At 71.6% G+C, this 19,223-nt stretch carries 17 protein-coding genes; 9 read left to right on the forward strand and 8 right to left on the reverse strand.

Annotated elements, in window-relative coordinates:
* Positions 1-209: 209 nt before the first annotated feature.
* The 3 genes from C4T78_RS10065 to C4T78_RS10075 all read right to left on the reverse strand — a co-directional run bounded on the left by C4T78_RS10065 (position 210) and on the right by C4T78_RS10075 (position 2,943).
* Complete coding sequence (locus C4T78_RS10065) at positions 210-1,661, reverse strand: GGDEF domain-containing protein (protein WP_093355493.1); 1,452 nt, start codon at positions 1,659-1,661, stop codon at positions 210-212.
* Between the two features lie 79 nt (positions 1,662-1,740).
* Positions 1,741-2,223 carry an RICIN domain-containing protein gene (locus tag C4T78_RS10070; protein WP_177247687.1) on the reverse strand — a complete coding sequence of 161 codons (483 nt, stop codon included), beginning with the start codon at positions 2,221-2,223 and terminating at the stop codon, positions 1,741-1,743.
* A 120-nt stretch (positions 2,224-2,343) separates the two neighbouring features.
* Entirely contained in the window at positions 2,344-2,943 is a 600-nt protein-coding gene (locus C4T78_RS10075) for a TetR/AcrR family transcriptional regulator C-terminal domain-containing protein (RefSeq protein WP_093355498.1), read from the reverse strand.
* A 130-nt stretch (positions 2,944-3,073) separates the two neighbouring features.
* On the opposite strand from C4T78_RS10075, the gene C4T78_RS10080 reads away from it, so the two are divergent.
* The gene (locus C4T78_RS10080) at positions 3,074-4,453 is read left to right on the forward strand and encodes an FAD-dependent monooxygenase (RefSeq protein WP_093355500.1); all 1,380 of its coding nucleotides are present in this window, start codon (positions 3,074-3,076) and stop codon (positions 4,451-4,453) included.
* 30 nt (positions 4,454-4,483) lie between these two features.
* Here C4T78_RS10080 and C4T78_RS10085 read toward each other — a convergent pair whose 3' ends face one another.
* Positions 4,484-5,251: an IclR family transcriptional regulator gene (locus C4T78_RS10085; RefSeq protein WP_218161648.1), complete on the reverse strand. Its 768-nt coding sequence runs from the start codon at positions 5,249-5,251 to the stop codon at positions 4,484-4,486.
* An 82-nt stretch (positions 5,252-5,333) separates the two neighbouring features.
* Between C4T78_RS10085 and C4T78_RS10090 the strand changes: the two genes are divergently transcribed.
* The 4 genes from C4T78_RS10090 (at position 5,334) to C4T78_RS10105 (ending at position 11,631) form a co-directional block, all read left to right on the forward strand.
* Entirely contained in the window at positions 5,334-6,491 is a 1,158-nt protein-coding gene (locus C4T78_RS10090) for a pyridoxal-phosphate-dependent aminotransferase family protein (protein ID WP_093355503.1), read from the forward strand.
* Positions 6,492-6,520: 29 nt separating this feature from the next.
* On the forward strand, positions 6,521-9,424 hold the full coding sequence (locus tag C4T78_RS10095) for an FAD-binding and (Fe-S)-binding domain-containing protein (RefSeq protein ID WP_093355505.1): 2,904 nt from the start codon (positions 6,521-6,523) through the stop codon (positions 9,422-9,424).
* Complete coding sequence (locus C4T78_RS10100) at positions 9,424-10,170, forward strand: fumarylacetoacetate hydrolase family protein (RefSeq protein WP_093355508.1); 747 nt, start codon at positions 9,424-9,426, stop codon at positions 10,168-10,170. The genes C4T78_RS10095 and C4T78_RS10100 overlap by 1 nt, the downstream gene beginning before the upstream one ends.
* A gap of 174 nt (positions 10,171-10,344) precedes the next feature.
* Complete coding sequence (locus C4T78_RS10105) at positions 10,345-11,631, forward strand: SLC13 family permease (protein ID WP_093355510.1); 1,287 nt, start codon at positions 10,345-10,347, stop codon at positions 11,629-11,631.
* Positions 11,632-11,635: 4 nt separating this feature from the next.
* Here the strand turns inward: C4T78_RS10105 and C4T78_RS10110 are convergent, their stop codons facing one another.
* Entirely contained in the window at positions 11,636-12,580 is a 945-nt protein-coding gene (locus tag C4T78_RS10110; RefSeq protein WP_093355512.1) for a GlxA family transcriptional regulator, read from the reverse strand.
* Between the two features lie 95 nt (positions 12,581-12,675).
* Between C4T78_RS10110 and C4T78_RS10115 the strand changes: the two genes are divergently transcribed.
* The gene (locus C4T78_RS10115; RefSeq protein ID WP_093355514.1) at positions 12,676-13,314 is read left to right on the forward strand and encodes an HD domain-containing protein; all 639 of its coding nucleotides are present in this window, start codon (positions 12,676-12,678) and stop codon (positions 13,312-13,314) included.
* A 219-nt stretch (positions 13,315-13,533) separates the two neighbouring features.
* A complete protein-coding gene (locus C4T78_RS10120; RefSeq protein ID WP_093355517.1) occupies positions 13,534-13,731 on the forward strand; it encodes a hypothetical protein in 198 nt (65 codons plus the stop codon).
* Positions 13,732-13,799: 68 nt separating this feature from the next.
* On the opposite strand, the gene C4T78_RS10125 is transcribed toward C4T78_RS10120, so the two are convergent.
* A complete protein-coding gene (locus C4T78_RS10125; RefSeq protein WP_093355519.1) occupies positions 13,800-14,402 on the reverse strand; it encodes a bifunctional 4-hydroxy-2-oxoglutarate aldolase/2-dehydro-3-deoxy-phosphogluconate aldolase in 603 nt (200 codons plus the stop codon).
* 236 nt (positions 14,403-14,638) lie between these two features.
* Between C4T78_RS10125 and C4T78_RS10130 the strand changes: the two genes are divergently transcribed.
* Positions 14,639-16,921, forward strand: coding sequence for a molybdopterin cofactor-binding domain-containing protein (locus C4T78_RS10130; RefSeq protein WP_235863682.1), 2,283 nt, complete (start codon positions 14,639-14,641; stop codon positions 16,919-16,921).
* A 59-nt stretch (positions 16,922-16,980) separates the two neighbouring features.
* On the forward strand, positions 16,981-17,457 hold the full coding sequence (locus C4T78_RS10135) for a (2Fe-2S)-binding protein (RefSeq protein ID WP_093355524.1): 477 nt from the start codon (positions 16,981-16,983) through the stop codon (positions 17,455-17,457).
* Positions 17,458-17,511: 54 nt separating this feature from the next.
* Here C4T78_RS10135 and C4T78_RS10140 read toward each other — a convergent pair whose 3' ends face one another.
* Together C4T78_RS10140 and wrbA are read right to left on the reverse strand one after the other, a co-directional pair.
* On the reverse strand, positions 17,512-18,486 hold the full coding sequence (locus C4T78_RS10140; protein ID WP_093355526.1) for a ring-cleaving dioxygenase: 975 nt from the start codon (positions 18,484-18,486) through the stop codon (positions 17,512-17,514).
* 88 nt (positions 18,487-18,574) lie between these two features.
* On the reverse strand, positions 18,575-19,186 hold the full coding sequence (gene wrbA / locus C4T78_RS10145; protein WP_093355527.1) for an NAD(P)H:quinone oxidoreductase: 612 nt from the start codon (positions 19,184-19,186) through the stop codon (positions 18,575-18,577).
* Positions 19,187-19,223: the final 37 nt, after the last annotated feature.

Consider the following 19,223-nt stretch of genomic DNA (forward strand, 5'->3'; position numbering starts at 1 on the left):
TTTGAGGCACGAGATGCTCCCAGAAAACCCCCGCCGGACCGCCGACTTGTCCGGAATTCCCCAAACCAACCCGCACCCGAACACCGAGCGCAGTGAGGTCGGTACGGGCGCTCTGGAATGACTACCCGGTCGTGCTCCACCAGTTCCGGACCGAGCACCGGGCATCGCGGCTCCGCGATGCCGAGCCGGTGGCGGCAGCGTCCGCTGTCTCAGTTCACCCGGCCGCGCTTGTCCCGGTACATCGCCCGGTCTGCGTGGGCCAGCGCGTCGCTGGGGTGCTGACCAGGCGCGATGCGGTGGTAGCCGAGGCTCGCGGTGATCCGCACCGGCGTCTTCACCCCGCTCAGGACGACCGGTTGCGCCACCGCGTCGGCCAGGCGCTGCACGAGCGATTCGGGGTCCTTCGGCGGCGGGACGAGGAGGATGACGAACTCGTCGCCGCCGATGCGCGCCACCGTGTCGTCCTCGCGCACGCAGCGGCGCAACCGGTGCGCGGTGATGCGCAGGAGCTCGTCGCCCGCGCGGTGCCCGAGCTCGTCGTTGACCGCCTTGAAGTCGTTCAGATCGACGTAGATCAGTCCGCGCTCCTCGTACCGGGGGCTCGACAGCGCTTCGTCGAACAGGTCGGCGAGCTGCACCCGGTTGGCGACGCCGGTGAGCGGGTCGCGCAGGATCGCCCGGGCCAGCCGCTGGTGGGACCGGTGGAGCTCCAGCAGGTTGGCGATGTGGCGGAGCACGACCAGCGCGATGATCACGCTGAGCACGTAGATCACGTCGGGGTACGGGCTGCCGCCGGCCACGTTGATCACCACCATGGCCAGCACCACGGCCAGCGGGACGTAGGGCACGGCCAGCAGCGCCAGCGAGATGCTGCGGCGCCGGATCACGGGTTGCTGGGCCGGTGCGAGCGCCGCCGGGATCAGCAGGAGCATGCCGGCCAGGTAGCCGAGTTCGGCTGCGCCGGGCGTTGCCGCATCGGTGATCGTGTTGCAGGCGTAGGTGAAGTCGCCGGCTCCGATGGCGCACAGGCCGAGCACCAGCCAGACCTGCCGGGCGCGCGACATGCAGCGCAGGCCGATGGCCATCAGCAGCGCGAGCACGATTAGCACGACATCGCCGACCGTGTAGGAGATCCGCACCAGCACGGCCGGGGCGAAACCCTCGGGAGCGCCGCCCAGCGCGAGGACCTCGCGGGCGAGAGCGGTGATCGAGGCGGCCACGATGAGGCCGTCGAGCAGCAGCACGCGCGGCGGCTCGGTGGTCTCGTAGCTGCGGAGCGTGGCGTGGTCGGCACGGGCGATCACCATAAGCGCGGCGAACACGCCGACGGGGAGCACCAGGTACAGGGCGCTGGCGACGCCGGGCACGGCGACCGGCTCGCCGTTCGCGGCGCGGTGCCAGGTCCACACCGCGTGCGCCGCGGCCCAGCCGCCGAGTCCTGCGGCCATCAGCAGCCGCCAGCGCCGCTCCGGCCCGGTGCGCGACCAGCCGGTCCAGGCGTAGGTGGCGGTCGCGACGATCGCGCTGACCACGGCCGCCAGGTCGTCGGCGAACCTGGCGGCCGGGTTCGACCAGATCAGGAACACGGCCGTGGCGGCCACCGCGAGGACCGCGAGCCCCAGCACCACCAGCCACCGCGACGGCCGCGCGGGCGCGCGCACTTCGCCACTGTGGCACACCGGCCGCGCCCACGCCGTCCGGAACAAGCCGATTGCGGGTCCATGACCTGCACGAACACCGTCAGACGATGCGGAAGAGCTGGTTGTCCTGGCCGTTGCAGGAGAACTGCACGATCGGCGTCAGATCGGCCGGGGCCGCACCTCGCACGTCGAGGCACTTGCCGGAGACGGTGCGGATCTCCACCAGTCCGGAGCCGACGCCGGCGATCCTGAACGCCTGGTTGTCCTGCCCGTTGCAGGAGAACTGCACGATCGGCGCGAGATCGGCGCTCGATGCGCCGCGGACGTCCAGGCACTTGCCCGCGAAGGTCCGGATCTCCACCAGGTCGGGCCCCACCTGGACGATGTCGAACCGCTGGTTGGGCTGGTCGTTGCAGCTGTACTGGATGAGCGCCACGTCGTCGGCCGTGCTGCTGGCGCTCACGTCCGCGCACTTGCCGGCGAACGTGCGGATCTCGACCTCGCCCTGCTGCGCGGCCGCAACACCCGCGGTCGCCGCGAGGAGCATGGGAACCACCGGGAGCGCGCGGAGCCATGTCGTCAACGGAGCCATGATCGACCTTCCCTTCCAGCCGAGGCTGAACCTCGTTCGGCCCGAACGCACTGAGCTTCCGCTGGCCGCGAGCAGCGCACCCGCCGATCTTCACGCGACGGTGCGGTGCAATCACCGGATCCGGGCGCGCAGCCCGGCGAGGATCAGGTCCAGGCCGAAGTGGTGCCGCTCGACGAAGTTGGCGCCGCCGATGTGCGCGACGGTGCGCGCGAGCGCCGGGAAGGCGCCCGCGGTGACCGCGGCGGCGAGCCCGCCATCGCTGTCCGGGGCGCTCTGCTCCTCGGCGACCAGGCCGAGCGTGAAGTACACGAGCGTCCACGCCGTCCACGCCGCGTCGGCGTCGCCGCAGCCCGAGTCGAGCAGCGCCGCGACCAGCGCGTCGGACAGCCCGAGGGTGTTCTGCTTGGCCACGAACGTGCCCGCGACGACGGCGGCTCCGTCCCGGTGCCGCAGCAGCGCCGCGCGGTAGCGGCGGACCAGTTCGCGCACGCGCGGCTCCCACTCCTTGGGCAGCCGCTTCAGCGACACCTCGCCGACGATCTCGTCGGCCATCAAATCCTGCAGCCCGGCCTTCGAGCCGACGTGCCACGACACCGTGTTGAGCCGCACGCCGAGGCGATCGGCGACCGCGCGCAGGCTCACCGCCTCCGCGCCCCTGTCCTCCAGCAGTTCCAGCGCCGCCCGGGCGATCTCGCGCTGCCGCTCGCTCATCCCGCGATCCTAACCGGACGGTCGCCCGGAGCGGTCGGACGACCACCGACCTCTTGTTCAGCACGCAACCCTCTCTTGTTCACTGACCAACTCTGGCGGTAGTGTTGGTCACTGACCAAGAGGAGGACTCATGGACGAGGTCGTCATCGCCGGAGCCGGGCCGGTCGGGCTCCGGCTCGCCGCGGAACTGCGGCTGGCCGGAGTCGCCGTCACCGTGCTCGAACCGCGACCGGCACCCGATCAGCGCTCCCGGGCGCTCACCATCCACCCGCGCACCATCGAGCTGCTCGCCTCGCGCGGACTGCACGAGCAGTTCCTGGCCGAAGGCGTCCGCATTCCCAGCGGGCACTTCGGGATGCTCGACAACCGGCTCGACTTCCGTTTGCTCGACACGGATTTCCAGTACACCCTCGCCATCCCGCAGGCCCGCACCGAGGAGCTGCTCGAGCAGCACGCGCGGGCCGCGGGCGCCGCGGTCCTGCGCGGGCACCGGGTCACGGAGGTCATCGACAACGGCGACTCCGTCACGGTGGAGGCCGAGGGCCCGGACGGCCCTTACGCGCTCGAAGCCGGGTACGTGGTCGGCTGCGACGGCACCCGCAGCACCGTGCGGCGGTCGGCGGGCATCGACTTCCCCGGCACCGCCCACACCATGCTCGGCTGGCTGGCGGACGTGGTGCTCGACGCGCCACCGGCGGGCAGCGTCACCAGCGTGGCCACCGAGCGCGGCGGGTTGATGATCGTGCCGCTGCCCGGCGGACTGCACCGGGTCGTCGGGCAAACCCCGGACGATCTGCGGACCGACTGGCCCGGCGAGCCGACCCTCGACGAAGTGCGGGCCAAGGTCACCGCGATCACCGGCACCGACCACGGGATGCACTCGCCCGCCTGGCTGTCCCGGTTCGGCAACGCCAGCAGGCAGGCGGAGCGCTACCGCTTGGGCCGGGTGCTGCTGGCCGGGGATGCCGCGCACCAGCACATGCCCGCCGGTGGCGTCGGCCTCAACGTCGGGGTGCAGGACGCGATGAACCTCGGCTGGAAGCTCGCCGCCGTGGCCTCGGGCGCGGAACCCGACGACCTGCTGGACAGCTACCACGACGAGCGGCACCCGGTCGGCGTCGAGCTGCTGGAGAGCACGCAGGCGCAGAACGCGCTGTTCGCCGCGTTCTCCCCGGACGGCCAGCAGTTGCGCACGCTGCTGTCGAAGCTGATCGCCGAGCGACCGGACTTCTCCCGCGCCCTGGCCGAACGGCTCTCCGGCCTGGCGGTGCGCTACCCGCCCGCGGATCCGGCCGCGCATCCGCTGACCGGGGTGCGCGCCCCGAACCTGCGGTTCGGCGACGGCACGTGCCTGTTCGACCGGCTGCGGCCCGGCCGCCACGTGCGGCTCGACTTCACCGACCGGCGGGACGAGCTCGCCGAACCCCGTGCCGACTGGGCGCCGGTCCGCGCGGCGCTGATCCGACCGGACGGTCACGTGGCCTGGGCGACCGACCAGCAGTCGTCCTGAGCGGCCCGCGATCCGGATCGCGCCCGGCGACTACTTCGGTTCGTAGCCGAGGCGGGCGGCGAGGAGGTTCGCGGCTTCTGCGACCGCTCGGCCGAAACCCGCTTCCGCTTCCTCGGTCAGCCGACTCATCGGGATGTTGACGCTGAGGCCGGCGACCGGGCGTCCGGGTTCGGCGACCACCGCGGCCGCGACCGAGCCGACGTCGGTGCGCCACTCGCCGTGGTTGACCGCGAAACCGCGTCGGCGGATCCGGTCCAGCTCGGCGAGCATCTGGTCCGGGTCGGTGATCGTCTGCTCGGTGTAGCGCGGGAGTTCGTCGGCGGCAAGGCGTTTGAGCACCTCGGCGCCGCTGTGCGCGAGGACCGCCTTGCCGTTGGCCGAGGCGTGCAGCGGCAGCGCGTGCCCCAGCGACATACTGATGCGCAGCGGCTTGGCCGTCTCCAGCCGCTCGATCAGGACCACCTTGTCCTCCTCCGGGACGGTCAGGTGGATCGTCTCCTCGGTGCGCCGCCGCAGATCCTCCATGATCGGGCGGGCCGCGTCGCGCAGTCCGAGGTCACCGCTGGCCCGGCCGCCGATCGAGAGCGCCTTGGTGGTCAGCGCCCACCGCTTGACCTCGCCCTCCGCCGGGCGGATCCAGCCCGCTTCGCCGAGCGCGAGCAGGGCGCGCTGCGCCGTGCTCTTCGGCATGTCCAGCGCTCGGGCCAGTTCGCCGACGCCGATCGGCTGCCGCGCGGCGACCTCTTCCAGCACCCGCAGCGTGTTCAGGACGTTGCGCACTGCCTTGACTCCGTTCATCCGGCTGCCTAGCCTCGCGGCGCTCCAAATCGGCACAGCGTACCACCACACGGCACAGCAGCACTGGACAGAAGGGTGTGCGATGACCGCCGGACGGCACTTTCTGCAGATCCCCGGACCGACCAACGTTCCCGACCGGATCCTGCGCGCCATCGCGCAACCCACCATCGACCACCGAGGGCCGGACTTCGCCGAACTCGCGCTCGACGTCCTGCGCCGGGTCAAGCCGGTGTTCGGCACCAGCGGCCCCGTCGTGATCTACCCGTCCTCGGGCACCGGGGCCTGGGAAGCGGCGCTGGTCAACACCCTCTCCCCCGGCGATCACGTGCTCGCCTTCGAGACCGGCCACTTCGCCACGCTGTGGCGCGACATGGCCGAGGGCCTCGGGCTGGTCGTGGACTTCGTGCCCGGCGACTGGCGGCACGGCGTCGACCCGGCGGTGGTCGCCGAGCGGCTGGCCGCCGACACCCACCACCGCATCGCCGCCGTGATGGTGGTGCACAACGAGACCTCCACCGGCGTCACCAGCCGGGTGCCGGAGATCCGGGCGGCCATCGACCGGGCGGAGCATCCCGCGCTGCTGCTGGTGGACACCATCTCCTCGCTGGGCTCCATCGACTACCGGCACGACGAGTGGGGCGTGGACGTCACGGTCAGCTGCTCGCAGAAGGGCCTGATGCTGCCGCCGGGCCTGGGTTTCAACGCGATCAGCGAGAAGGCGCTCACCGCCGCCGAAGGAGCGCGGCTGCCGAAGTCGTACTGGAACTGGGCGCCGTTCCTCGAAGCCAACGAGCGCGGGTACTACCCCTACACGCCGCCCACCAACCTGCTCTACGGCCTGCGAGAAGCGTTGGTGCTGCTCGAATCCGAGGGGCTGCCCGCCGTCTTCGCCCGGCACGACCGGCACGCGGCGGCGACCAGGGCTGCCGTGCGGGGCTGGGGCTTGGAGGTGCTGTGCGCCGACGAGCGCGAGCACTCCAGCGCGCTGACCGCCGTGCTGCTGGGCGAGGAGCACGACGCGAACGAGGTCCGCCGGATCATCCTGGATCGCTTCGACATGTCGCTGGGGGCCGGGCTGGGCAAGGTCAGCGAGCGGGTGTTCCGCATCGGCCACCTCGGCGACTTCAACGACCTCACGCTGGCCGGAACCCTCTCCGGCGTCCAAATGGGACTCCAACTCGCCGGGATTCCCATCGATCCCGACGGGATCCGAGCCGCGCTAGAGGTGCTGCGCGCCTGACCGCTGAAACCGGACGGAAGGGTTCCGAGATGACCGCCTCCACCACCCAGCAGACCCTCGGCGCACGACTGGAGCGCGAGCTCCGCGAGGCGCTCGACGGCGAGGTCGCCTTCGACGACTACACCCGCCACCTCTTCTCCCGCGACGCCAGCATGTACTCGATCACGCCGCTGGGCGTCGCCTTCCCGCGCCACGAAGGCGATGTCGCCGCGGCGGTGCGGATCGCCGCCGGGCTGGGCGTGCCGATCGTGCCGCGCGGCGCAGGCACCAGCCTGGTCGGCCAGACCGTCGGGCCCGGGCTGGTGCTCGACACCTCCCGCCACCTCAACCGCATCCTGGAGATCGACCCGGTCGCGCGCACCGCGCTGGTCGAGGTCGGCGTGGTGCAGGACCAGCTCAACCAGGCCGCCGCCGAGCACGGGCTGATGTTCGGCCCGGACACCTCCACCAGCAACCGGGCCACCATCGGCGGCATGATCGGGAACAACTCCGCGGGCAGTGGTTCGCTGACCTACGGCATGACGATCGATCACGTGCGGGCCCTGGACGTGGTGCTCGCCGACGGCTCGCGCACCCGGTTCGAGCCCGTCGGCGAAGCCGAGCGGCAGCGCCGGGCGGCGGCCGACACCCTCGAAGGGCGGATCTACCGGGAGCTGCCGGAGCTGGCCGGGGCCAACGCGGCGGTCATCGAGGAGCGGATGCCCGCGTTCTGGCGCCGCGCCTGCGGGTACCGGCTGGACCGGCTGGGCGAACCGTTCGACCTCGCGAAGTTCGTGGTGGGCGCGGAAGGCACGCTGGTCGTCGCCACCCGCGCGCTGGTGGACCTGGTGCCCAAACCCGCGCGGACGGTCTACGCCGTGGGCCACTTCACCGACGCGGCGAGCGCCATCTCGGCCACCACCGACGCGCTGGCCTGCGATCCGCACCAGGTCGAGCTGATGGACCGCACCATCCTGGAGCTGTCCCGGCAGAAGATCGAGTTCGCCGAGCTGGGCAACGTGCTCGTCGGCGACCCGGGCGCGCTGCTGTTCGTGTCCTTCACCGGCGACGACGAGGCGCAGCTGATCGCCAAGCTCGACCAGCTCGACCGGCAGTGGCAGCGCAGCGGGCACGGGTACCACACGCTGCGCGCGGTCACCCCGGCCGAGCAGGCGGCGCTGCTGAAGGTCCGCAAGTCCAGCCTCGGCCTGCTGATGGCCGCCGGGGAGGGCACCCGCCGCCCGCTGGCCTTCGTCGAGGACACCGCCGTGGATCCGGTCCACCTGGCCGAGTACACCGAGCGGTTCAAGCAGATCCTCGACGAGCACGGGATGGAGGCCGGGTTCTACGGGCACTGCTCGGTGGGCTGCCTGCACATCCGCCCGTTCGTCGACCTCACCGACCCGGCCGAGGTCGACAGGATGCGCACCGTCGCGGAGGCGGTCAAGGACCTCGTCGCCGAGTACGGCGGGGTGAACTCCAGCGAGCACGGCGACGGGCTGGCCCGCAGCGAGTTCAACCGGGAGATCTTCGGCGACCAGCTCTACGAGGCGATGCGGGAGGTCAAGCGGCTCTTCGATCCGGGCAACGTGCTCAACCCGGGCAAGATCGTGGACGCGCCGCCGATGACCGAGAACCTCCGCGACCGCGATGCCCTCCCGCCCGCTCCGCCGCTGCGGACCTCGCTGGACTTCGAGGTGGTCGGCGGGATGCGCGGCGCGGCGGACCGCTGCATGAACATCGGCGCCTGCCGGAAGTCGACCGCGGGCGTGATGTGCCCGTCCTACATCGCGACCAAGAGCGAGGAGCACTCCACCCGAGGCCGGGCCAACGCACTGGTGAAGGCGCTGTCCGAACCGGATCCGCACGCGGCGCTCGGCGACGCGCGCCTGCACGAGATCCTCGACCTCTGCCTGATGTGCAAGGCCTGCAAGAGCGAATGCCCGATGAGCGTGGACATGGCGTCGCTGAAGGCCGAAGCGCTGGCGCACCACCACGAGATCCACGGAACCCCGCTGCGCTCGCGCGCGTTCGCCGCGATCCGCGCGCTCAACCGGCTCGGCTCGGCCACCGCGCCGCTGTCGAACCTGCCGGGCCGGATCGGCTTCCTGCGCCGCGCGCTGGAGCGCGCACTCGGCATCACCGCAGCCCGGCCGCTGCCGGTGTTCCACCGGGACAACCTGCTGCGCTGGTTCCGGCGGAAGCCCGCTGCCGGTGGACCGCTCGGCGCGGTCACCTGGCTCGCGGACTCCTTCACCACCTACACCGAACCGCACATCGGCCGGGCGGGCATCGAGCTGCTGGAGCGGGCCGGGTGGCGGGTCGAGCTGGCGGGCGGCGGTTGCTGCGGCCGGTCGAGCATGTCCAAGGGAATGCTGGAGGACGCCGAGGAGAAGGCCGCCGCGCTGGTCTCCTCGCTGCACCGGGACACCACGCCGGATTCGCCGATCGTCGGCTGCGAGCCGTCGTGCGTGCTGATGCTGCGCGAGGAGCACACCGCGCTGCTGCCCGGTGCCGCATCGGTGGCCGACCGGGTCAAGCAGGTCGAGGAGCTGCTCGTCGAAGCGATCGACGCCGGGCGGCTGGTGCTGCGCGCGGATTCCCGGTTCGCCGGGCGGCGCATCGTCTTCCACGGCCACTGCCACCAGAAGGCGGAGGTCGGCACCGCGGCCACGATGGCGCTGCTGCGCCGGATCCCGGGGGCGCAGGTCGTGGAGATCGACGCGGGCTGCTGCGGGATGGCGGGCTCGTTCGGCTTCGAGTCGGAGCACTACGACACCTCCATGACCGTCGGCGGCGACCGGCTCTTCCCCGCGCTGGCAGCGGAATCCGAGGAGACGATCGTGGCCGCGACGGGGGTTTCGTGCCGCCAGCAGATCTTCCACGGCGCGGGCCGCACCGCCTGGCACCCGGTGGAACTCGTGCGCGAGGCGCTGGCCGGACCGGAGGCGTGATGCGATTGGTCCGCTACCGCCTCGGCGGGCAGACCCGCCGCGGTGCTGTCGTCGGGGAGCTGGTGCACGAGCTCTCCGACGGCGTCCCGGGACGAGTCGCCGGGACGCTGGGCGACGTTCAGCTGCTCGCGCCGTGCGAGCCGCGCGTGATCGTCTGCGCGGGCAGCAACTACGCCGACCAGATCGCCGAGAAGGGCAGGCCCTGGCCCGACCGGCCGTCGCTGTTCCTCAAGGCTCCCAACGCGATCGTCGGCCCGGGCGCCGAAATCCTCCGGCCGGTCGAGGTGCGGCGCCTGGAGTACGAGGGCGAGCTGGCCGTGGTCGTCGGCCGCACCGCTCGTGGTGTCCGAGCCGACCGGGCCGCGGACTTCGTGCTCGGCTACACCTGCGCGAACGACGTCACCGCGCACGACTGGCGGGCCGACGGGCAGTGGACCCGGGCCAAGAGCGCGGACACGTTCTGCCCGCTGGGCCCCTGGATCGAGACGGAGCCGCCCGATCCGCCGGCGATGCGGATCACCACCCGGCGGCGCGGGGAGGTCGTCCAGCGGGGATCGGTGGCGGACATGGTGTTCGGGATCGGTGAGCTGCTGGCGTTCGTCACCCGCTGGATCACCCTCGAACCCGGCGACGTGCTGCTCACCGGCAGTCCCGCCGGGGTGGGACCGATGGCGCCCGGAGACGACGTCGAGGTCGAGATCTCAGGTATCGGCACGTTGCGCAACGTGGTGGCCGAGCGGCCCTGACCGCCGGCAGCGAGCACGAGGAGGTGAGGCCCCCGGACGACTTCCCAGCGGGCCTGGTCACCCGCGCGAAGCGGTCGAAGTGCGCACCGGCAAGCGGCGCGATCCGCGCCGCCCCAACGAGATCCGCCAATCCAACACACCCCCTGCGAGCACCGTCAGCCTCGAGGAGTGTCGATGTCCCCACAGGTAATCTCGATCATCGGCCTGGTGCTGATCTTCGCCCTGGCCACCCTGCGCTCGGTGAACATGGGAGCGGTCGCGTTCCTGGGCGCCTTCCTGCTCGGCACGTTCGTCTTCGGCCAGTCCAGCGATGACCTGTTCGCCGGGTTCCCCGGCGATCTGTTCGTCACGCTGGTCGGCGTCACCCTGCTGTTCGCCATCGCCAAGGCCAACGGCACGGTCGACTGGCTCATCCACAGCGGAGTCCGGGCCGTGCGCGGGCGGATAGCGCTGATCCCGTGGGTGATGTTCGTGATCACCGGCCTGCTGACGATGGTCGGCGCGGTGGTCCCCGGCGCGGTGGCCATGATGGCGCCGATCGGGCTGAACTTCGCCACCCGCTACCGGATCAACCCGCTGCTGATGGGCCTGCTCATCATCAACGGCGCGAGCGCGGGCGGCTTCTCCCCGATCAGCATCTTCGGCAGCATCACCAACGGCGTCGTGGAGCGCAGCGGGCTGCCGGGCGATCCGGTGCTGCTGTGGATCAGCTCGATGCTGTTCAACCTGCTGCTCAGCGTCGCGGTGTTCTACCTGTTCGGCGGCAGGAAGCTGCTGGGCAGGCGGGTCGGCACCGAGCCCGGGCAGCCCGGCGAGACCGCCGGCGGCACGACCACTGCGACGACCACCCGCACGAGCACCACGTTGGACGGGCAGCGGATCACGACGCTGACCGGGCTCGGCGCGCTCGCGATCGGCGCGCTGGCGCTCGAGTTCGACGTGGGCCTGCTGTCGCTGAGCATCGCCACGGTCATCGTCCTGCTGTGGCCGGAGGTCACCAAGAAGTGCGTGGCCGAGGTCGCCTGGCCGACGGTGCTGCTGGTCTGCGGCGTGGTGACCTACGTGAGCCTGATGGAGAGCGTGGGGACGATCGAGTTCCTGGGCAACGGGGTCGTCGGCATCGGCGTTCCGCTGCTGGCCGCGTTCGTCATCTGCCTCATCGGCGGCGGCGTGTCCGCGTTCGCCTCGACCACCGGCATCCTCGGCGCGCTGATCCCGCTCGCGGTGCCGTTCCTGCAGACCGGTCAGGTCGGCGCGGTCGGGCTGATCATCGCGCTGGCGATCTCCTCGTCGGTGGTGGACTCCTCGCCGTTCTCCACCAGCGGCGCGCTGGTCGTCGCCAACGCCCCGGAGGAGCAGCGCGACGCCACGTTCAAGGGCCTGATGGCCTGGGGCATGAGCATGATCGCGGTGGCCCCGGTGCTGACCTGCGCGATCTTCGTCCTGCCGGGCTGGCTCTGACGGTTCACCGCGTGCTGGCGAACCGCCTGCGGTAGTGGGTCGGGGTGGTGCCGAGATGGCGGGCGAAGGCGCGGCGCAGGGATTCGTCGGTGCCCAGCCCGCTGCGGCTCGCCGCCGAGGTGACGCTGTGCCCGTCGAGGAGCAGCTGCTGGGCCCGGTCCAGGCGGACGCGCTCGACCCAGCGGGCGGGCGTGGTGCCGAGCTCGGCGTTGAACAGGCGGGTCAGGTGCCGGGTGCTCACGGCCGCGGCGGCGGCCATGGCCGGCAGGCTGTGATCGGCGGCCGGGTCGGCGACCACGGACGCGAGCACCTCGCGCAGCAGCTCGTTGCGCGCCCGCGGCGTGGAGATGGCCGTGGAGAACTGCGACTGCCCGCCGGGGCGTTGCATGAACACGACCATCTCCCGCGCCACGGCTCGCGCCACCTCCGGCCCGTGATCGTCCTCCACCAGCGACAGCGCCAGATCGATTCCCGCGCTGATGCCCGCGGAGGTGAGGTAGCGGCCATCGCGGATGTGGATGGCATCCGGTTCCACCCGCAGCCGCGGGTAGCGGCGTGCCAGCGCCGCGGCGTGCCGCCAGTGCGTGGTCGCCCGGCGTCCGTCGAGCAGCCCCAGCTCGGCGAGGACGAAGGCACCGGTGCAGACCGACGCGACGCGTCGTGCCCGCACGGCGAGCGCGCGCACCGCCTCCAGCAGGTCGTCGTCGGGCGGCTGCTCGACTAGCCGGTCCCCTCCGGCGACGACGACCGTGTCGACCGGTCCGGCATCGGCCGCCGCGATCGCCCCGGCCAGCACCGGCCCCGAGGAGGTGGCCACCTGCCCGCCGCGCGGTGACACCAGCAGCAGCTCGCAGGGGTGACCGAGGCGGCCTGCCTGGTGCAGCACCTCGGACGGACCGCTGACGTCGAGCGCGGTCACCCCGTCGAACACCACGACCGCGACCCTCATGTCCGGATCCGTGGTTTTCCTGGCTTGGAGGACATGGCATCAGGGTAACCGTCCGGGCGAAGCTGGATCCGTCGCCGGACGAGGAGGAGCGGAAGATGGCGGAAACGATCGCGGGCGTGGAGATCCCGGACAGCCGGCTGGCCCGGGAGGCCACCGAGCTGGTGCGCGAGGCCGCACCCGGGCTGCTGTTCGACCACTCCAGGCGGGTGTACGTCTGGGGCGCGCTGCGCGGGCGCGAGCAGGGACTGCGGTTCGATGCCGAGCTGCTCTACGTGGGCGCCATGTTCCACGACCTGGGCCTGACCGAGCGCTACCGCCGCACCGACCAGCGCTTCGAGATCGACGGCGCCGACGAGGCCCGCGAGTTCCTGCGCGCGCACGGCATCACCGGCGAGCCCGCCGAGCGGGTGTGGACGGCCATCGCCCTGCACACCACGCCGGAGATCCCGCTGCACATGGCACCGGAGATCGCGCTGGTGACCCGCGGTGTCGAACTGGACGTGCTGGGCATCGGCTACCACGCCGTCACCGAGGAGCAGCGCGCCGCCGTGGTCGCGGCGCATCCCCGGCCGGACTTCAAGAACCGGATCCTCGCCGCGTTCACCGAAGGCATCGCCGACCGCCCGGAGACGACCTTCGGCAACGTCAAGGCCGACGTCCTCGCCCACTGCGTCCCCGGCTTCGTGCGCGGCGACTTCGTCGAGGTGATCAAGAACTCCGCCTGGCCGGAGTGACCATCCGAAGTGGACGGCCAAGGTTCATCCGATCCGTTGACCCGAGGGCTCCGGAAGCCGCGTTCCAGCTGTTCAGAAGCCGATACGGAGCGTGATGCCGGCGGCGGGCCGAACCACGTGACGGCAGCGTGACGGGGTGGTGACGGGCGCTGTGGCGTACTCGGCGGCAGCGGTTCGTGCCGCTGTTTGCAATGACGTGAACGCGAACTAGGGGGAACCATGTTCGAACACCTCTCGGTGGAGCTGCTGCCGGAGCGCAAGGCACTGGGCGGCGGCTGGTGGAACGGCTTCGGCGACATCGACCAGAACATCGACCTGGATCAGGACGTCGACGTCGACGTCGACAACAGCTCCTGCTACGGCGATGTCGACGTGACCGCCTTCAACAACGCCAGCATCGACCAGAACGCTCGCTGACCGACGTCTGGACTCCTGGCCGCCCACCGCAGCTGCGCGCGGTGGGCGGCCAGTTCGCGCTCCGACGCCTACGAACCGGCCAGGACGGCCAGGGCGTCGAGCTGAGCGGGGTCTTCGAGGGCTGATCCGACCGCGACCACGCGGGCTCCCGCGGCGAGGAAGTCACCGGCGTTGGCGGCGTTGATCCCGCCGGTCGCGACGAACGCGACGTCCGGGAACGGGCCGTGCTGAGCCGTGATCCACGCCGGACCGAGCTGAGCCGCGGGGAACGCTTTGAGCCAGCGGTGACCGTTGCGCACGGCACTGGTGATCTCGCTCGCGGTCGCCACTCCGGGCAGGTGCGCGAGCCCGCGCCGCGCGGCGGCGTCGGCGATTTCCGGGTCGTAGCCGGGCGAAACGGTGAACGCGGCACCGGCCGAAGCCACCTCGTCGACCTGCTCGGGAGCGATGACGGTTCCCGCGCCGACCGGGCGCCCCGCTTCGCGGCCCGCGGCGATCGCAGCGCGCAGCGCGGGCATGTGCCCGGCGGTCATGACCGGCACTTCGACCAGCTCGATGCCCACCTCCCAGGCCCGGAGGCACAGCTCGACGGTCCGCTCCGGCGGGTATCCGCGCAGGATCGCCATCACCGGAATGCGGGAGTACCGCTGGAAGAACTCCGCAGCCGTCATCGCGCGCCCTCCGCCCGTCGCCGTTTCCGGCCGCCATGCTACGTCGCCCGAACCGCCGCTCCCGCGAGCAGGCGGCGATCGCCTCGCACCCTGGTGGGTCTCGCCGGAGGGGTGTACAAGATCTGAACAGTTAGCGGCGAGTGGTTCGGTCCACGCTCGGCTCGCGTGAATTCTGATCCGGCGACGCGACGGGAGACGGCATGTCACAGCCAGGGACGGGAGCCCCAGCGGGAGGCATGGGCCGGCGGAAGTTCCTCGGCTACCTGATCGGCGGCACCGGGCTGGTCGCCGCCGCGAACGCGGGCCTGCTCGGCTCGCCGGGAGAGGCGAACGCGCTCACCGCGCCGGTGCCCGCGGATCTGCTGGACCTCAACGACGTGCTCACCGAGGCCGCGCTGCCGACCTCGCAGCTGATCAAGGTCGAGGTGCACGAGGACGGCACGGCGTCCTTCGAGTTACCGCGCGCCGAAGTCGGCCAGGGCATCACCACCTCCATCGCGATGATCATCGCCGAGGAGCTGGAGCTGCCGCTGGAGAAGGTGCGCGTCACGCTGGCGCCCGCGCGGCCGGAGCTGCTGTTCAACCAGCTCACCGGCGGGTCGAACACCATCTTCGCGATGTACACGCCGGTCCGGGTGGCCGCCGCGCTGGCCAAGCAGGCGCTGCTGGAGGCCGCCGCCGCGCTGCTCGGCGACACCATCGGCGGCCTCACCGCCAAGGCCGGTGAGATCATCGGCAGCACCGGCCGGGTGCTGCCCTACGGCGAACTCGTGCCGAAGGCCGCGGTGCCGACGACCACCGCGCGCGAGGTGGAGCTCAAGCCGGAGTCGGAGTTCCGCGTGGTCGGCACCCCGCAGAACCGCAAGGACGCCTACGCCGCGGTGACCGGGCAGAAGCAGTTCGCGATGGACCTGGAGGTCGAGGGCGCGCTGCCGGCGATGGTCTGCCGCCCGCCGACGATCGGCGGCAGCGCCGCGAAGGTGCTGAACTCCGCCGAGGTCAAGGCCATGAACGGGGTCACGCACGTCGAGATCGTGCCCAGCGGTGTCGCCGTGCGGGCGCACACCTTCGGCCAGTGCATCGACGCCGTCCGCGCGCTGCGGGTGGAGTGGAAGCCCGGCACGGCCGAGGGCGCCTCGGACGACTCGATCCGGGCGGAGATCAAGGCGGCGGAGCTGCCGATGGTGGTGCCGCAGCTTCCGGTGCTGGCCGAGACGATGGACTTCGACTTCACCTTCTACTTCCGCAGCGGTTCACCGCTGGAGCCCAACTCCGCCGTCGCCGACGTGCGCGAGGACCGCGCCACCATCTGGGCCTCGGCGAAGTCGCCGATCGCGGCCAAGCAGGAGATCGCCGCGACGCTGGGCATCCCGAGCGGCAAGGTGACGTTCAACGTCGTCGAGGGCGGCGGTTCCTTCGGCCGCAAGCTCTTCTTCGACGGCGCGCTGGAGGCGGCGATCGTCTCGCGCGCGTGCCGGGCGCCGGTCCGGCTGATGTGGCACCGCGCCGACGAGCCGCGGCACGGGCGGTCGCACCCGATGGTGACGGCCCGGATCCGCGTCGCCCACCTCGGCGACCAGGTGCTCGGCTTCGAGCACCGGCACACCGGGGTGGCCGTCGACTTCACCCACGGGCTCGGCGAGGCGATCACCGCCACCGCCGGGAAGCTGCCGATCGCGGGCAACCTCAGCCTGGCCGAGACGATCTTCGAGACCACCCAGTTCATGCCCTACGACTTCGGCGTCATCAACCAGAAGCTGATGGAGACCGGCGCGCACGACCGGTTCCCGACCAGCGCGGTCCGCAACGTCTACTCCCCCGACGTCCGCGCCGCCAACGAGCTGGTCGTCGACCAGATCGCGAAGAAGCTGGGCAAGGACCCCTACGAGTTCCGGTTGGCCTACCTGCGCAAGGAGCGGGTCAAGCGGGTGCTGCAGAAGGTCGCCGAAGCCGGCGAGTGGGGCAGGCCGATGCCGCCCGGCACGGCCCAGGGCATCGCGATCCACGAGGAGTACAAGGGCGCGTCGGCCTGCCTGGTGGAGATCGACTGCCGCCCGGAGACGGTCAACCGCCAGGTGCGCGACGCGGTGACCGGCCCGCTGGTCACCAAGGTCACCTTCGCCATCGACCCCGGCCTGGTCATCAACCCCAGGGGCGTCGAAGCGCAGATGCAGGGCGGCATCAGCGACGGCATCGCGCTGGCGCTGACCAACTCCAGCCACCTCGCCGACGGCCACTTCCTGGAAGCCAGCTGGGACAACTCCGCTTACACGCGGCAGTGGAACACCCCGCGCGAGATGCAGGTCTTCGTGCTGCCGAGCGACAACCCGCCCGGTGGCGCCGGCGAGGCCGGAGTCGCCTCCGCGTTCGCCGCGACGGCCTGCGCCTACACCCGCGCGGTCGGCAAGCTGCCGCAGTACTTCCCGATCAACCACCACGACCCGCTGCACTTCGAGCCGAAGTCGTTCATCCCGCCGGTGCCCGCCTCGCCGACCGACGGCCTGGACCACACCTACTGAGCCCGGTCAGCACGCACCCCGGGGACGAATCCCCCATCCAGTCCAGGAGGTTCCGGCTGATGCCCACCCACACCTTCAAGGTCAACGGCGAGACGGTCACGGTCGAGGCCGACGACCGCGAGCGGCTGCTCTGGGTCCTGCGCGACCTGCTCGGCATCCGCGGTCCCAAGTACGGCTGCGGCATCAACGTCTGCAAGGCGTGCACGTCGCACATCAACGGCAAGGCGTTCAACCCCTGCGCGGTCCCGGTCGGCGAGCTGTCCGCCGACGACGAGGTGACCACCATCGAGGGCCTGCCGGCCACGGTCGGCCGCGAGCTGCACCCGATGCAGGAGGCGTGGCTCGAGCACGACGTCGCGCAGTGCGGCTACTGCCAGCCCGGTCAGATCATGGCGGCGGTGGCCAAGGTGAACCAGGCCCGCCGGGAGGGGCGCGAGATCGACGACGCGCTACTGGACGAGATCCGCAACGTCTGCCGGTGCGGCACCTACTACCGGATCCGCGAGGCGATCAAGGCCGGCGCCGAGCGGATGTGACGACGGCGCGGACTTCCCCACCCGGCCCCTCGTCGGGCGGGGAAGTCCTGCGGCTCAGCGGTTTCCGGCGAGCTCGGGGTTGTTCTCGGCGGGCAGCTCCAGCGCGGGCAGCGCTGCCCGGATCTGCTCGCGGTCGGGCTCCAGCCACGGTGGCAGCTTCAGCGCGCGGCCCAGCTCCAGCAGCGGTTCGTCCACGCCGAACCCGGGCTCGTCGGTGGCGATCTCCTGCAGCACGCCGCCGGGTTCGCGGAAGTAGATCGAGCGGAAGTACTGGCGGTCCAGGATGGACGTGACGTCGTAGCCCTTGTCCTCCAGCTCGTCGTGCCAGTCCTGCTGGGTGGTGTCGTCGGGAACGCGCCAGGCCACGTGGTGCACCGTGCCGCCGGCGACCACGCCGCGCGGGGCGTCCGGCTCGACCCGGACGTCGACCAGCGCGCCCGGGCCGCCGTCACCCGCGGCGAAGCGCGAGCGGTTGCCGTCCTGGTGCAGGAATCGCAGTCCCAGGTCGTCGACGAGCGTCTCGGCCGTGTCCGCTTCCCGCGCGACGGTCATCGTCACCGAGTGCAGGCCCCGGATGGCGTGCTCGCCCGGAACCAGCGCGGTGTCCCACGGATCCCGCGGATCGCCCTGCGGGTGCGCCACCAGTGCGATGCCCAGCCCGTCGGGGTCCCGGAAGGAGAGCCGGTCCTCCTCGTCGGAGGTGGTGATCCGGCTGGTCGGCACACCGGCGGCCGCGAGGTGCTGCTGCCACCAGCCGATCGAGTTCGCCGGGACCGAGAACGCGGTCGTCGTCGCCTGACCGGCGCCCCGGCGGCCGTCCTCGACGCCGTCCCACGGGAAGAAGGTCATCAGCGTGCCGGGCCGGCCCTCGGCGTCGCCGTAGTACAGGTGGTAGGTGCCCGTGTCGTCGAAGTTCACCGTCGTCTTGACCAGGCGCAGCCCCAGGGTGCGCAGGTAGAAGTCGGCGTTGCGCTGCGGGTTCCCGCCGATGGCCGTGACGTGGTGCAAGCCGGTTGTGCTGATCGACATGACCGCCTCCTGCGGTTGACGGGACAGTGCTGCGCGCGGGCTCCGGCCGGGCATCCGGTCGCGCCACCGAATGCCCGGCCGGAGTCGGTCAGGCGCGGCCGTTCTTGAGCGCCTGAGCCACGCTCACCACGCGGCGGGCCTGCACGGCCGCAGCCGCGCGCGTGGTGTCGTCCACCTTGTTGGCGCCCTGCGCGTCGACGTGGCTGGTGCCGTACGGGTTGCCGTCGGCGAACTTCGCGCCGTCGGTGTAGCCCGGCGCCACCACGATGCCGCCGAAGTGGTGGAAGGTGTTGTACAGCGCCAGCAGCGTCGACTCCTGACCGCCGTGCGTGGTCGAGGTCGAGGTGAACCCGCTGTAGACCTTGTCCGCCAGCAGGCCCTGCGCCCACTGGCCGCCCAGCGTGTCGATGAACTGCTTGAGCTGCGAGGAGATGTTGCCGAACCGGGTCGGCGAGCCGAACAGCACGGCGTCGGCCCACACCACGTCGTCGGGGGTGGCCTCCGGCACCGAGCTGGTGGCGTCCACGTTGGCCCGCCACGCCGGGTTGCTGTCGATCGCCGCCTCCGGCGCCAGCTCGGCGACGCGGCGCAGCCGGACCTCCGCGCCCGCGGCCTCCGCTTCGGCGGCCAGCGTGTTCGCGATCTCGGTGCCGGTACCCGTCGACGAGTAGTAGATGATGCTCAGCTTCACGTTGCCCACGGCTGATGACTCCTGTTCGCGAGGGCGGGCGGCGAAA

Origin of the sequence: Saccharopolyspora kobensis, assembly GCF_900108315.1 — a bacterium.
Classification (GTDB): domain Bacteria; phylum Actinomycetota; class Actinomycetes; order Mycobacteriales; family Pseudonocardiaceae; genus Saccharopolyspora; species Saccharopolyspora kobensis.

Coding starts and splice junctions, on each gene's coding strand:
- C4T78_RS10075 (WP_093355498.1), bottom strand. CDS start 2,943: ATGAGCGAGCGGCAGCGCGAGATCGCCCGGGCGGCGCTGGAACTGCTG.
- C4T78_RS10080 (WP_093355500.1), top strand. CDS start 3,074: ATGGACGAGGTCGTCATCGCCGGAGCCGGGCCGGTCGGGCTCCGGCTC.
- C4T78_RS10085 (WP_218161648.1), bottom strand. CDS start 5,251: ATGAACGGAGTCAAGGCAGTGCGCAACGTCCTGAACACGCTGCGGGTG.
- C4T78_RS10090 (WP_093355503.1), top strand. CDS start 5,334: ATGACCGCCGGACGGCACTTTCTGCAGATCCCCGGACCGACCAACGTT.
- C4T78_RS10095 (WP_093355505.1), top strand. CDS start 6,521: ATGACCGCCTCCACCACCCAGCAGACCCTCGGCGCACGACTGGAGCGC.
- C4T78_RS10100 (WP_093355508.1), top strand. CDS start 9,424: ATGCGATTGGTCCGCTACCGCCTCGGCGGGCAGACCCGCCGCGGTGCT.
- C4T78_RS10105 (WP_093355510.1), top strand. CDS start 10,345: ATGTCCCCACAGGTAATCTCGATCATCGGCCTGGTGCTGATCTTCGCC.
- C4T78_RS10110 (WP_093355512.1), bottom strand. CDS start 12,580: ATGAGGGTCGCGGTCGTGGTGTTCGACGGGGTGACCGCGCTCGACGTC.
- C4T78_RS10115 (WP_093355514.1), top strand. CDS start 12,676: ATGGCGGAAACGATCGCGGGCGTGGAGATCCCGGACAGCCGGCTGGCC.
- C4T78_RS10120 (WP_093355517.1), top strand. CDS start 13,534: ATGTTCGAACACCTCTCGGTGGAGCTGCTGCCGGAGCGCAAGGCACTG.
- C4T78_RS10125 (WP_093355519.1), bottom strand. CDS start 14,402: ATGACGGCTGCGGAGTTCTTCCAGCGGTACTCCCGCATTCCGGTGATG.
- C4T78_RS10130 (WP_235863682.1), top strand. CDS start 14,639: ATGGGCCGGCGGAAGTTCCTCGGCTACCTGATCGGCGGCACCGGGCTG.
- C4T78_RS10135 (WP_093355524.1), top strand. CDS start 16,981: ATGCCCACCCACACCTTCAAGGTCAACGGCGAGACGGTCACGGTCGAG.
- C4T78_RS10140 (WP_093355526.1), bottom strand. CDS start 18,486: ATGTCGATCAGCACAACCGGCTTGCACCACGTCACGGCCATCGGCGGG.